Origin of the sequence: Mycobacterium novum (assembly GCF_010726505.1) — a bacterium.
Classification (GTDB): domain Bacteria; phylum Actinomycetota; class Actinomycetes; order Mycobacteriales; family Mycobacteriaceae; genus Mycobacterium; species Mycobacterium algericum.
In genome coordinates this window covers 635465-649070 of record NZ_AP022562.1, presented here as the reverse complement: position 1 = coordinate 649070, position 13606 = coordinate 635465, and the positions used below count along the sequence as shown (strand labels likewise).

At 68.6% G+C, this 13606-nt stretch carries 12 protein-coding genes; 7 read left to right on the top strand and 5 right to left on the bottom strand.

Features of this window, described 5'->3' with window-relative positions; genetic code table 11:
• Positions 1-76 precede the first annotated feature (76 nt).
• The 4 genes from G6N19_RS02915 to G6N19_RS02900 are packed head-to-tail and all read right to left on the bottom strand — an operon-like array spanning position 77 to position 5470.
• Positions 77-1783 (bottom strand): ABC transporter family substrate-binding protein, encoded by a 1707-nt coding sequence (locus tag G6N19_RS02915; protein ID WP_049792864.1) that lies wholly within the window; start codon positions 1781-1783, stop codon positions 77-79.
• 2 nt (positions 1784-1785) lie between these two features.
• On the bottom strand, positions 1786-3615 hold the full coding sequence (locus tag G6N19_RS02910; RefSeq protein WP_193465717.1) for a dipeptide ABC transporter ATP-binding protein: 1830 nt from the start codon (positions 3613-3615) through the stop codon (positions 1786-1788).
• The gene (locus G6N19_RS02905) at positions 3612-4496 is read right to left on the bottom strand and encodes an ABC transporter permease (protein ID WP_013828217.1); all 885 of its coding nucleotides are present in this window, start codon (positions 4494-4496) and stop codon (positions 3612-3614) included. Before G6N19_RS02905 ends, G6N19_RS02910 begins: the two co-directional genes overlap by 4 nt.
• Complete coding sequence (locus tag G6N19_RS02900; protein WP_013828218.1) at positions 4493-5470, bottom strand: ABC transporter permease; 978 nt, start codon at positions 5468-5470, stop codon at positions 4493-4495. The genes G6N19_RS02905 and G6N19_RS02900 overlap by 4 nt, the downstream gene beginning before the upstream one ends.
• A gap of 259 nt (positions 5471-5729) precedes the next feature.
• Here G6N19_RS02900 and G6N19_RS02895 point away from each other — a divergent pair, with 259 nt between their 5' ends.
• The 5 genes from G6N19_RS02895 to G6N19_RS02875 all read left to right on the top strand — a co-directional run bounded on the left by G6N19_RS02895 (position 5730) and on the right by G6N19_RS02875 (position 10479).
• Entirely contained in the window at positions 5730-6221 is a 492-nt protein-coding gene (locus G6N19_RS02895) for a beta-class carbonic anhydrase (RefSeq protein WP_013828219.1), read from the top strand.
• 224 nt (positions 6222-6445) lie between these two features.
• Positions 6446-7393, top strand: a complete 948-nt coding sequence (gene cysD / locus G6N19_RS02890; protein ID WP_232062508.1) for a sulfate adenylyltransferase subunit CysD — start codon at positions 6446-6448, stop codon at positions 7391-7393.
• A complete protein-coding gene (gene cysC, locus G6N19_RS02885) occupies positions 7393-9246 on the top strand; it encodes an adenylyl-sulfate kinase (protein WP_193465716.1) in 1854 nt (617 codons plus the stop codon). The genes cysD and cysC overlap by 1 nt, the downstream gene beginning before the upstream one ends.
• The gene (locus G6N19_RS02880; RefSeq protein WP_013828222.1) at positions 9243-9971 is read left to right on the top strand and encodes a 3'(2'),5'-bisphosphate nucleotidase CysQ; all 729 of its coding nucleotides are present in this window, start codon (positions 9243-9245) and stop codon (positions 9969-9971) included. Before cysC ends, G6N19_RS02880 begins: the two co-directional genes overlap by 4 nt.
• 37 nt (positions 9972-10008) lie before the next feature.
• Positions 10009-10479 carry an Rrf2 family transcriptional regulator gene (locus G6N19_RS02875; protein WP_193465715.1) on the top strand — a complete coding sequence of 157 codons (471 nt, stop codon included), beginning with the start codon at positions 10009-10011 and terminating at the stop codon, positions 10477-10479.
• Positions 10480-10589: 110 nt separating this feature from the next.
• On the opposite strand, the gene G6N19_RS02870 is transcribed toward G6N19_RS02875, so the two are convergent.
• Positions 10590-10979, bottom strand: coding sequence for a VOC family protein (locus G6N19_RS02870; protein ID WP_013828224.1), 390 nt, complete (start codon positions 10977-10979; stop codon positions 10590-10592).
• A 46-nt stretch (positions 10980-11025) separates the two neighbouring features.
• Here G6N19_RS02870 and G6N19_RS02865 point away from each other — a divergent pair, with 46 nt between their 5' ends.
• Positions 11026-11922 (top strand): LLM class flavin-dependent oxidoreductase, encoded by an 897-nt coding sequence (locus G6N19_RS02865; RefSeq protein WP_193466288.1) that lies wholly within the window; start codon positions 11026-11028, stop codon positions 11920-11922.
• 237 nt (positions 11923-12159) lie between these two features.
• A complete protein-coding gene (locus G6N19_RS02860; protein WP_013828226.1) occupies positions 12160-13599 on the top strand; it encodes a DUF4185 domain-containing protein in 1440 nt (479 codons plus the stop codon).
• Positions 13600-13606: the final 7 nt, after the last annotated feature.

The window sequence follows — 13606 nt, the reverse complement described above, 5'->3', positions numbered from 1 at the left end:
TTCGCCGAGCGTGTACTCAGTGCGAAAAACTCGCGGGATTGTCGCGCTCAGTACACGTTCGGCGCAGAAGTCCGCATCAGTTCTTCATGAACCCGATCGCGGTGTAATCCAGATCCGCCAGTCCCGGCGCCCCGAAGTTCGCCAGGGAACTGCGCACCGCCACATTGCCGGTGGTCTGAATCAGCGGCAGGCTGAACCCCTCGGCCCACAACAGCTCGTCGACCTCATTGGCACGAGCGCGGGCCGCCGCCGGATCCAGTGCCTGCAGCGTCTCCTCGATCTTGGCGTCGATGGCCGGGCTGCCGATCTTGCCGAAGTTGGCTTCGCCGTAGGAGGCCGAGATCTGGTTCAACCCGGCCAGCGGGAAAGCGTCGCCGACCCAACTGAACTGGGCGATGTCGAAGTCGCCGACGTTGACGTAGTCGGTGAAGAACCCGCCGCCGGCCTTGGCGTCCAACTGCAGTTTCACCCCGATCTGGGCCAGATTGTGTTGTGCCACCTGGGCGAACTGCCGGGTGCTCGACGCGTCGTAGAACAGGTGCCGGATCACCAGCGGGCGACCGTCCTTCTCCCGGAATTTCCCATTCAGCTTCCAGCCCAGTTCGTCGAGTTCCCGGGCCGCGCGCTGCGGATTGTAGGCCACCACGCCGGAGTTGTCCTGGTAGCCCTCCTGGCCGGCCACGTAGATGTGATTGTTCAGCGGCACCGGGTCAGACGTCAGGCCCCGCTGGGTCACCTTGGCGATCGTGGTCCGGTCGATGCCGCGCATCACCGCCAGCCGCAACGCCTTGTCGGACAGGATCGCCCCCGGCGCCCCGTTGAAGGTGAAGTGGTTCCACGCCGGGGTCGGTGCGCGGCGGATCGCGATGCCCTCGGTGCGCCGGGCGATCGTCAACTGATCCAGGGTGGCCACCCCGGCGGCGTCGATGGTGTGGTTCTGCAGCGCCGGCATCCGCGCGGACTCGTCGAGCACCAGGTAGTTGATGGTGTCCAGCTTCGGCGTGCGGCCCCACCAATCGGGGTTGCGTACCAACGTGATCCGCTGGCTGGTGCGGTCCAGTGTGGCCAGCTTGAACGGCCCGGCCGAGGGCCCGGGGCTTTGTAGTTGCGCCTTGTTGAAGGTCTCCGGGTCGGCGGTCATGCTCTTGGGCAGCAGCATCGAGTTGCCGGCGAACATACCCCGCCATTCCGCGTAGGGCTTGGCGAACCGCACCACGGCCTGCCGGTCGTCGACGCCGCGCGTCACCGAGGCGACTCGTTCGGCGCCGTTGGTGGTGGCGATCGCGTAGCCGGGATCGGCGCCGCTGGTGGCGTGGATCTGGCTGGCGATGTCCTGCCAGGACAGCGGGGTGCCGTCGCTCCAGGTGGCTTTCGGGTTGATGGTGTAGGTGACCACCTGCGGGTTGGTGCCGGTCAGCTCCACGCTGGTGAAGTAGTCGGTGTCCACCGTCGCCGAGCCGTCTGCGCCGATGATGAACGCCCGCGGCATGGTGGCTTTGAGCATGGCGGCGTTCTCAGCCAGGTTGCCGTCGATGTGCAGCGGGTTGAAGTTCGGCGGGAACTGGCTCATCGACAGCCGCAGGCTCCCGCCGTCGCGCAGTGTGGCCGGATCCTGCGGGTTGATGTCGCTGGCGCTGCCCACCGCCGAGACGCCTTCGGGGGCGGTGATATCCACCGCCGCGCATCCGCTGAGGGCCAGGAGCAGCGCTACTGCCGCGTTGACACTGCATCCAGGGCGTGCCCTTCTCGCAAAACCTCGCCATGAGCGCAGCGTCAACGTCATATTCATGAGCGCACCACCGGCTGGGGCACCGCGACCAGCAGCCGGCGGGTGTAGTCGTGTTGCGGGTCGCGGAAAACCTGGCCCGCCTCACCCTGTTCGACGATCTCTCCGGCGAACATCACCGCCACGCTGTGCGCCAGGTGTTTGACCACGGAGAGGTCGTGCGAGACGAACAGATACGACAGCCCGAACTGCTGTTGCAGATCCAGCAGCAGGTTGATGATCCCGGCCTGAATCGACACGTCCAGCGCCGACACCGGCTCATCGAGCGCCAGGATCTTCGGCTGCAACGCCAGCGCCCGGGCGATCCCGATCCGCTGTTTCTGACCGCCGGAGAACTCCGCCGGATACCGCAGCGCGTCGCCGCGGCGCAGCCCCACCAGCTCCAGCAGCTCGGCCACCCGGGCATGGGTCATTGCCTTGTCGAATCCGTTGGCGCGCAACGGCTCGGCGAGCACCTCGAAGACCGGCAGCCGCGGATCCAGCGAGGCCACCGGATCCTGGAACACCACCTGCAGGTCGCGGCGCAGCGCGCGGCGGCCGTCGCGTGTCAACGCCGCGACATCGCTGCCGAGCACCTCGATCGAGCCCGCCTGCGGGGCAGCCAGTTCCAGGATCTGGTGCAAGGTGGTGGATTTGCCTGAGCCGGATTCGCCGACGATTCCCAGGGTGCGGCCCTGCTGCAACGCGAAGCTGACACGAGAGACGGCGCGCACCTCACCGACCCGGCGGCGCAGCACCCCCTTAGTCAGCGGATAGGTCTTGACCAGGTCACGAACCCGCAGCACCGTTCCCGAATCCGTGACAGCGGGTGCGGTGACCGCGGTGGGCACGCGATAGATGTCGGCGGCGCTGCGCCCGGCCACCTGGTCGGTGTGGATGCAGGCGGCGGTGTGAGAAACCCCGACGTTCAATAGCTCCGGCTCCTGCGCCCGGCACTCGTCGGTGACCAGCGGGCAGCGCGGGGCGAACGGACAGCCCGGCTCGATGCCGGCCAGCGACGGCGGAGCGCCGGGGATCGGCACCAGCCGGGTGCCCTGCGGCGCGTCCAGGCGCGGCACCGACCCCAACAACCCCACCGTGTAGGGCATCTGACGATCGGCGTACAACGCGGCCACGGGTGCGGCTTCCACCACCCGTCCGGCGTACATCACCAGCGCCCGGTCGGCGAACTCGGCGACCACCCCCAGGTCGTGGGTGATGATCAGCACGCCGGCGCCGGTCACATCACGCGCGGTCTTGAGCACCTCAAGGATCTGCGCTTGCACCGTGACATCCAGTGCGGTGGTGGGCTCGTCGCAGATCAACAGGTCCGGGTCACACGAGATCGCGATCGCGATCACCACCCGCTGCCGCTCCCCGCCGGAGAGCTCATGGGGGAAAGCCCGCGCCCGCTCCTGCGGCCGTGAGATACCCACCAACTCCAGCAGTTCCACCGCGCGCCGGCGCGCCGCGGCCCGCCCGATCCGGGGCTGGTGGACCTCGATGGCCTCGGCGATCTGATCACCCACGGTGTAGACCGGCGTCAGCGCCGACATCGGATCCTGGAACACCATGCCGATCGAGGCGCCGCGGAACTTCGACATCGCGGTGTCGCCCAACCCGATCAGCTGCGTGCCGGCCAGCCGCACCGAACCGGACACCTGCGCGTGCTCGGGTAACAACCCCATCACCGCCATGGCCGCCGCGGATTTGCCCGACCCCGATTCGCCGACCATCGCCACGACTTCGCCGGGGTCCACCCGGTAACTGATGCCGCGCACCGCCTGTACCGCATCGCGGCCGGCGCCGAACGTCACGGCCAGGTCGGCGACTTCCAGCAGGGCGCTCATCGGCGGCCTCGCAAGCTGGCGGCGTCGGGGTCCAGCGCGTCACGCAGGCCGTCGCCGGCCAGGTTGGCGCAGACCAGGATCGTGATCAGCACCCCGGCCGGGAACAGGAACACCCACGGGAAGGTGATCGCCGAGGCGGTGCCGTCGGCGATCAGCGTGCCCAACGACACGTCGGGCGGCTGGATGCCGAAACCCAGGTAACTCAAACCGGTTTCGGCCAGGATCGCCACCGCGACGTTGAGCGCGGTGTCGATGATCAGAATGGACGCCACGTTCGGCACGATGTGGTCGATGATGATGCGCCGACTCGACACTCCCATATACCGTGCGGCGCGGATGAATTCACGTTCGCGCAGGCTCATCGTCAGCCCGCGCACCATGCGGGCGCTGATCATCCAGCTGAACCCGGCCAGCAGCAACACCAGCATGAAGATGTTGCCGCTGTTTTTGGTGCGCGGGGTGATGATCGCGATCAGGATGAACGCCGGCACCACCAGCAGCAGGTCCACCAGCCACATCAGCATCCGGTCGCGCCAGCCGCCGAAATATCCCGCGATCGCCCCGACCGTCGCGGCGATCACCGTGGAGATCAGCGCCACGCATACCCCGATCAGCATCGACTTCTGCATGCCGCGCAGGATCTGGGCCAGCAGGTCCTGGCCCAGTGCGTTGGTGCCCAGCCAGTGCTTGGCGCCCGGCGGCACCAGCAGCGCGTCGTAGTCCAGGTCGGTGTAGGAGTAGGGCAGCAGGCTCGGCAGTGTGTAGCAGCCGACGAACATCACCGCCAGCAGCGCCAGCGCGCCCACCGCGGTGCGGCTGCGCAGAAATCGGCGCAGCACCAGGGTGCGCCGGGAGGCGAACGCGATCTCGGTGCTCGTCATGACACCCGCACCCGCGGGTCCAGCAGCGCATAGATGACATCGGAGAGCAGCCCGGCCAGCAGGACCACCGCACCGGAGAACACCGTGATCGCCGCGACGATGTTGGTGTCCTGGGTGGCCACGCCTTGCACCACCCATTCGCCCATGCCGTGCCAGCCGAAGATCTTCTCCACGAACACCGCCCCGGTGACCAACCCGGCTACCCCGTAGGCGAACAGCGTGGCCATCGGGATCAGCGCGGTGCGCAGCCCGTGTTTGAACAGTGCGCGCCGCCGGGTCAGCCCCTTGGCGCGTGCGGTGCGGATGAAGTCCTGGCCGAGCACATCGAGCATCGCGTTGCGCTGGTAGCGGCTGAAGCTCGCGGCGGCCCCCAGCGCCAGGGTCAGCGACGGCAACACCAGGTGCTGCAACCGATCGAGCAGCCCGGGCCAGAAGCCGGTGACCAGCCCGGGGGAGGTCTCGCCGGTGTAGTCGAACAGTTGCGCGCCCAGTGCCCAGTTCACCCGCAGCGCACCCAGGATCACCAGGTTGGCCAGCACGAACGTGGGCACCGACAGCACCAGCAGCGCCGCCATCGTGATCACCCGGTCGGAGAGCCGATACTGGCGCACCGCGCCCCACGCGCCGGCCACCACACCGATCACCGTGCCAGCCAGCGAGCCGACCAGCAGCAGCCGCAGGCTCACCCCGATGCGCCGGCCCAACTCGTCGGAGACCGGCTGACCGGTGACGGTGACACCGAAATCGCCGCGGACGGCATGCGAGGCCCAGTGCGCGTAGCGCAGCGGAATCGGCTTGTCCAGGCCCAGTTCGGCGGCCTTGGCGTCGATGACCGCCTGCGGGGGACGCGGGTTGCGCTGCATCAAGCTGTCCAGTGGGGCGAACGCCAGCGAGGTCAGGCAGAAGGTGAGGAAGGATGCGAGGCCCAGCAGCACCAGGTAGTTCAGCGCCCGGCCGGCCAGAAACCGCATCATGGCCAAAAGGGTAGAGCCCCCACGCGGCGGCGCGCCGGACGCCTCATTCCCGCGAGCGGCGCCGCATTCCCGCGAGCGGCGCCTCATTCCCGCGAGCGTGCATGTCCCCGGCCGACACGCCGCGGGAATCACCGGGTTTACGCACGCTCACGCCCAGGAGACCCTCTGGCGAATCATTGATTCGAATGATTATTACCCGTGGAAACTCGCGGCTCGTTGATTAGTCTCAGACGTCAGACCGCGACAGAGGGAGAACCCCGTGACCGTCACCGACGACTACCTGGCCAACAACGCGGAGTACGCGAAGACCTTCAAGGGTCCGCTGCCGATGCCGCCGAGCAAGCACGTCGCGATCGTCGCCTGCATGGACGCGCGCCTCGACGTGTACCGGGTATTGGGCCTCAACGAGGGTGAGGCGCACGCGATCCGCAACGCCGGCGGGGTGATCACCGACGACGTGATTCGGTCCCTGGCGATCAGCCAGCGGTTGCTGGGCACCCGGGAGATCATCCTGATCCACCACAGCGACTGCGGGATGCTCACCTTCACCGACGATGAGTTCAAGCGCTCGATCCTCGAGGAGACCGGAATCCGGCCGGGCTGGGCGCCTGAGGCATTCCCGGACCCGGCCGAAGACGTCAAGCAGTCGTTGCGCCGGGTCAAGGCCAGCCCGTTCATCACCGCGACGACCTCGCTGCGCGGGTTCGTCTTCGACGTCGCCACCGGCAAGCTCGGCGAAGTCACCGTCTAGCGCGCCTGGTCTCCGCGCGATCTGAGCCATCCGCCGCCGGCGAGCGTGCGCCGATCCGGTCGACACGCCGAGCGCGGGGCCGGGGACACGCACGGTCGCCGAGAGGGGGCGGCCTGCGCAGATCACATTGACAGCGGCCCGGCCGGCCTGGTTACATGACCGCCTATAACAAACAAATCTGGTAAGTCTCACCAAGATTATCGGATATCCCTGGCGAGGAACCCATGACCAGTAACATCACCGCACCCCCGGAGCCGTCGGCGCCGTTGCAGGCCGGGCGGTATCAGCTGACGCATCTGCGCACCCTGGAGGCCGAGGCCATCCACATCATCCGGGAGGTGGCCGCCGAATTCGAGCGGCCGGTGCTGCTGTTCTCCGGCGGCAAGGACTCCATCGTGATGCTGCACCTGGCCGTCAAGGCATTCGCGCCGGGGAGGCTGCCGTTCCCGGTAATGCACGTCGACACCGGCCACAACTTCGACGAGGTCCTCGCCGCGCGCGACGAGCTGGTCGCCCGCACCGGCGTGCGGCTGGTGGTGGCCAGCGTGCAGGACGACATCGACGCCGGACGGGTGATTGACGACGGGCCGTCGCGCAACCCGCTGCAGACCGTCACCCTGCTGCGCGCCATCCGGGAGAACAAGTTCGACGCCGCGTTCGGCGGCGCCCGCCGCGACGAGGAGAAGGCCCGCGCCAAGGAGCGGGTGTTCAGCTTCCGCGACGAGTTCGGCCAATGGGACCCCAAGGCGCAGCGACCCGAGCTGTGGAACCTCTACAACGGGCGGCACCGGGCCGGCGAGCACATCCGGGTGTTCCCGCTGTCGAACTGGACCGAATTCGACATCTGGTCCTACATCGGCGCCGAGGAGATCCTCTTGCCCTCCATCTATTTCGCCCACCGGCGCAAGGTCTTCCGCCGCGACGGCATGCTGCTGGCCGACCATGAGTTCCTGCGGCCCGCCGACGGCGAGGACGTGTTCGAGACCACGGTGCGCTTCCGCACCGTCGGCGACGTCACCTGCACCGGCTGTGTCGAGTCCACCGCGGCGACCGTCGAGGACGTCATCGCCGAGACCGCGGTGTCGCGGCTGACCGAGCGCGGCGCCACCCGCGCGGATGACCGGATCTCCGAGGCAGGCATGGAAGACCGCAAGCGGCAGGGGTACTTCTGATGAGCACGGCGACCACACTGCTTCGCATCGCCACGGCCGGATCGGTCGACGACGGCAAGTCCACCCTGATCGGGCGGTTGCTGTTCGACTCCAAGGCCGTCATGGAGGACCAGCTGGCCTCGGTGGAGCGCACCTCCCGGGAACGCGGCCACGACTACACCGACCTGGCCCTGGTGACCGACGGGCTGCGCGCCGAGCGTGAGCAGGGCATCACCATCGACGTGGCCTACCGTTACTTCGCCACGCCCAAGCGGAAATTCATCATCGCCGACACGCCCGGGCACATCCAATACACCCGCAACATGGTGACCGGCGCCTCCACCGCCCAGGTGGCGATCGTGCTCGTCGACGCGCGCCACGGCCTGCAGGAGCAGTCGCGCCGGCACACCTTCCTGGCGTCGCTGCTGGGCATCCGCCACATCGTGCTGGCCGTCAACAAGATGGACCTGATCGACTGGGACGAGCAGCGATTCGCGTCCATCCGTGATGATTTCCACTCGTTCGCAACCCGGCTGGACGTGCACGACGTGACGACCATCCCGATCTCGGCGCTGCTCGGCGACAACGTGGTGACCAAGTCCGACAAGACCCCCTATTACGAGGGCCCGTCGCTGCTGTCACATCTGGAAGACGTCTACATCGCCGGTGACCGCAACCTGGTCGACGTGCGGTTCCCGGTACAGTACGTGATCCGGCCGCAGACCCACGAGCACGCCGACCACCGCAGCTACGCCGGCACCGTCGCCAGCGGTGTGCTGCGTCCCGGCGACGACGTGGTGGTGCTGCCGTCCGGGAAGCCGAGCCGGGTCGCGGCGATCGAGGGCCCCAGCGGCCAAGTAAGCGAAGCGTTCCCGCCGATGGCCGTCTCGGTCAGTCTCGAGGACGACATCGACATCTCCCGCGGCGACATGATCGCCCGCACCAACAACCAGCCGCGAATCGTGCAGGATTTCGACGCCACCGTGTGCTGGATGGCCGACGGCGCGACGCTGCAGCCCGGCAACGACTACATCATCAAGCACACCACCCGCACCACCCGGGTGAAGGTGATGGCACTGGATTACCGTCTCGACGTCAACACGCTGCACCGGGACAAGGAGGCGAACGCGCTGCAGCTCAACGAGCTCGGCCGGGTCTCGCTGCGCGCCCAGGTCCCGCTGATGCTCGACGAGTTCAGCCACAACGACGCCACCGGGTCGTTCATCCTCATCGACCAGTCCACCAACGGAACGGTCGCGGCCGGCATGGTGCTGCGCGACGTCTCGGGTCGCACCCCCAGCCCGAACACGGTGCGCCACGAGTCGCTGGTCACCGCGGCCGACCGGTTGTCGAAGGGCCGCACGGTATGGCTGACCGGGCTGTCCGGCGCGGGCAAGTCCTCGGTGGCCATGCGCGTCGAGCAGCTGCTGCTCGAAAGGGGAACGCCCGCCTACGTTCTCGACGGCGACAATCTGCGGCACGGCCTCAACGCCGATCTCGGCTTCTCGATGGCCGACCGCGCCGAGAACCTGCGCCGGCTCGCGCACGTGGCAACCCTGCTGGCCGATTCCGGACAGATCGTGCTGGTGCCGGCGATCAGTCCGCTGATCGAGCACCGCCAGCTGGCCCGGCAGGTCCACACCGACGCCGGTTTCGAATTCATCGAGGTGTTCTGCGATACCCCGCTGGAAGACTGCGAGCAGCGAGACCCCAAGGGGCTCTACGCAAAAGCGCGCGCCGGCCTCATCACCCACTTCACCGGCATCGACAGCCCCTATCAGCGGCCGCGCAATCCCGATGTGCGGCTGACTCCCGACGATGACGTCGACGAACAGGCCCGCCAGGTCATCGCGGCGATCGACGCCCGAGCATGAACGATCACCAGCTGGCCGCCCAGCTCGCCACCGATGCCGGCCGGTTGTTGCTGACTGTCCGCAACGAACTGGCCGACGCGCCGCAAGCCGAGCGTAAAGCGGCCGGCGACAAGCGCTCTCATGATTACCTGATGACCGCGCTGGCCACCGAACGCCCGGCGGATGCGGTGCTGTCCGAGGAGGGCGCCGACAACCCGGTGCGGCTGCAAGCCGACCGGGTCTGGATCGTCGATCCGCTCGACGGCACGCGGGAATTCTCCGAACTCGACCGCGACGACTGGGCCGTGCACGTCGCACTGTGGCAGGCCGGGGAACTGACCGCCGGCGCGGTCGCGCTGCCGGCCCGCGGCATCACGCTGGCCACCCCGACCGTCGCCGCACCGCCCGAGCACCCCGGCCCGGCGCGCATCGCGGTCTCGCGCAGCCGCCCACCGGCCGTTGCGCAAGCCATCCGCGACCACCTCGACGGCGAACTGGTCGCCATGGGATCGGCCGGCGTGAAGGTCGCCGCGGTCATCCAGGGCGCCGCCGACGTCTACGTGCACGCCGGCGGACAGTACGAATGGGACTCCGCGGCCCCGGTGGCCGTCGCGCGGGCCGCCGGCCTGCACACCTCGCGCATCGACGGCTCCCCGCTGGTCTACAACCGGCCCGACCCGCTGCTGCCCGATCTGGTGGTGTGTCGGCCCGAATACGCTGACGCGGTGCTTGCGGCGATCGGCTGACGTCGCCGCGACGAGCGCAGATGGCAGAATCGCCAGGATGCGGATGTCGGCCAAGGCGGAGTACGCGGTGCGGGCGATGGTGCAGCTCGCCACCGCCGACGCCGGCACCCTGGTCAAGACCGACGACATCGCCGCCGCCCAGGGCATCCCGCCGCAGTTTCTCGTCGACATCCTGTCCGACCTGCGCACCGACCGGCTGGTCCGCAGTCAGCGCGGCCGTGACGGCGGCTACGAGCTGGCGCGCGCGGCCTCCGAGATCAGCGTCGCCGACGTGCTGCGCTGTATCGACGGCCCGCTGGCCAGTGTTCGCGACATCGGCCTGGGCGATCTGCCCTACGCCGGTCCCACCGCCGCGTTGACCGATGTGTGGCGGGCGTTGCGGGCCAGCATGCGGTCGGTGCTCGAGCAGACCAGCCTGTCCGACGTCGCCACCGGGCGACTGCCCGCCCACGTCGCCGAGTTCGCCGCCGACTACCGCGCCCAGGAGCGCCAGCGCGGCCACGGCTGACCTCCCATCCGGGCGCGAGTGTGCGTGTTCCCGGCCCGACACTCCGTGCCGGGGCCGGAACGACGCACGCTCGCGCGACAGCCCCACAGCCCCACAGCCCCACAGCCCGGCTATGGCCGCGAGCCGTACGGGCGGGTGAGGATCTCCATCGCGTGACCGCTGGGGTCGCGGAAATACACCCCGCGCCCACCGTCGCGACGGTTGATCTCACCGGGCCGCCCACCGCGCGGGTCCGCCCAGTGCGCCAGCCCCCGCGAGGCGATCTTGGCGTAGATGGCGTCGAAGTCGTCCTCGGAGACCAGGAACGCATAGTGCTGCGGCGGGATCTCCTCGTCGCCGGGCACCTCGGCGTAATCGAGGCTGGCCTCGTGATCGAGCCCGACGACCATGAAGTGGCCGAACGGCTGGGGATCGGGCAGGCCGAACAACTCCGCCAGAAAAGCCGCCGACTCCTGCTTGTCGTGGGCGGCGACGATGGTGTGGTTGAAGGAAATGCTCATGGTTCAAGTGTCGGCCGCCGCGGGCGCGCATGCCACAATCGCGGGCATGCAGGTGGGAATGACCATGCCGGTGATGGAGCCCGATCTGGATGCGACGCTGCTGCGGGACTGGGCGTGCGCCGTCGACGAGGGACCGTTCTCGTCGCTGGCCTGGGGCGAGCGGATCGCCTTCACCAACCCCGACAGCCTGACGCTGCTGGGAGCGCTGGCGGCCTGGACCGACCGGGTGCGGCTGGTGACGACGGTGATCGTCCCGCAACTGCACGATCCGGTCATGCTGGCCAAGGCGCTGGCTACCGCGGACCTGCTCAGCGGTGGGCGGCTCACCGTCGGCATCGGTGTGGGTGGCCGGCACGAGGACTACCGGGCGGCCGGTGCCGACCCGGCGACGCAGACGATGCGGCAGATGGCCGAGCGGGTCGCGATCATGAAGCGGGTCTGGGCGGGGGAGAAGACCACCGAGTCGGTGCTGCCGGTCGGGCCGGCGCCGACGCAGCTCGGCGGGCCGCCGCTGGTGGTCGGCACCATCGGCCCGAAGACGTTGCGCAGCGCGGCCGGTTGGGCCGAGGGTCTGGCCGGCATCACCATGGACCTCGACGTGGCCAAGCAGAACGAGTTGTTCGACGTCGCCCGCCAGGCCTGGCGGGAGGCCGGCAAGGCCCAGCCGTATCTGGCGACCTCGTTCTGGTTCGCGCTGGGCGAGCACGACGCTGCGCGCAACCAGGTGCGCGAGCACCTGTTGCGCTACATGAACTGGATTCCCGCCGAGTACGTCGAGGCGATGGCACCGACCACCGGCTGGGCGGGCAACGAGGACGAGCTGCTCGCAGTGCTGCGCAGCTTCGAAGCGGTGGGTGCCGACGAGATCCACTTGATCCCAACCAGTTCCGACCCTGATCAGCTGCGGCGCGCGGCGGAAGTGGTGACCGAGTTCAACCGCTGAGGCCCGGCCCTAGCCGCCCACTGGGAATCCCACGACGTGAGAGCGGCGTGTCGTGTCGTCAGATTCCCGCTCGCGGTCAGTCAACCCAGCGGCAATGGGTCATCTCCCACATCCCGGTGAGGCGGTTGCGACACGGTCACGGAAGCGTCTCTATCGATATCTCACTAGTCACAACCGTCTCACCAGCCACTATCGTCGCAGCAGGCGAGGCCCGGAGCGGTCCCGGAAAGGTGTGACATGTCGGCGACGCGTGCGATCGTCTCGGCCGCGATGGTGCCGGCGGTCGCCCTCGGCATGGTGCTCGCCACCGAGTTCGCCCCACCGGCCTCCGCGGCAACCTGCAATGCGCCCGAGGCCAACATCGAACCGCCGCCGGGCTCGCCGACGACCGGAGCCGGTCAGCTGCCGACCGGGCGGCGGCCCCGCGGCACCAACGACAGCGCGCCGCTTCCCAAGCTGGGCCCGCTGATCGCCGCACTGATCAACCCCAACGGCGCCATACGACAACAGGCCGCGGTGGTGCCCCCGGTGCCGTCCCCGGACGGCCAGGTCGCGCCGAACGCCGCCCAACCGGTTCAGCCGGTTCCGAACGCCGGCGCCGATCCGGGGCTGTCGACCGCCGACGCCGCCGGTGCCATCGCCGGTTCCCAGACCTCGCTGGTGGAGTGGGTGACCGGGCCCAACAGTCCCAACCAAACCCTGCAGCGCTTCGGCATCTCCGGCACCGACCTGGGAATCCCTTGGGACAACGGTGATCCCGCCAACCGCCAGATTCTCATGGCGTTCGGCGACACCTTCGGCTACTGCCGCATCCCCGGCCACCAGTGGCGGCAGAACGTGCTGTTCCGCACCCAGGACAACAACCTGGCCGACGGCATCACGGTCGGGCCCGGCGGCATCGGCAACAAGTATTCGGGTTCACCACTGCGCCAAGCGAACTTCTCCAAGCAGATCCTGCCCGCCGTCCAACTGGCGCCGCACCAGGAGGGCATGATCCCCACCGCCGCCATCGGGATCGCCGGAAACCAGTACATGAGTTTCATGTCCATCAAGCAGTGGGGGCGTGACGGCGAATGGTCCACCAACTACTCGGCTATCGCGGTCTCCAACGACAACGGCGAGACATGGGGTGTCTATCCGGGGACGGTGCGTTCGACCTCGCCGGAGAACGTGCCCCGGGCGCGCTTCATCCCCGGTAACGAGAACTTCCAGATGGGTGCGTTCCTGCGTGGCGGCGACGGCTACCTGTACTCCTACGGGACACCCGCGGGCCGCGGCGGCTCGGCGTACCTGGCGCGGGTCCCCGAGCGCACCATTCCGGATCTGACGACGTACCAGTACTGGAACGGTGACAGCGGGTCGTGGGTGCCCAACAACCCGGCTGCGGCGACACCGGTGATCCCCGGCCCGGTGGGTGAGATGTCGGTGCAGTACAACACCTATCTCCGGCAGTACCTGGCGCTGTACGGCAACGGCGGCAACGACGTCGTCGCCCGCACCGCCCCGACGCCGCAGGGCCCCTGGAGCGCCGAGCAGACGCTGATCCCGACCGGCCAGATCCCCGGCGGCATCTACGCGCCCTACGTGCACCCGTGGTCGACCGGCAAAGAGGTGTACTTCACATTGTCGCTGTGGAACGCCTACGACGTGATGCTGATGCGCACCGTGCTGGGCTGAGCCCGCC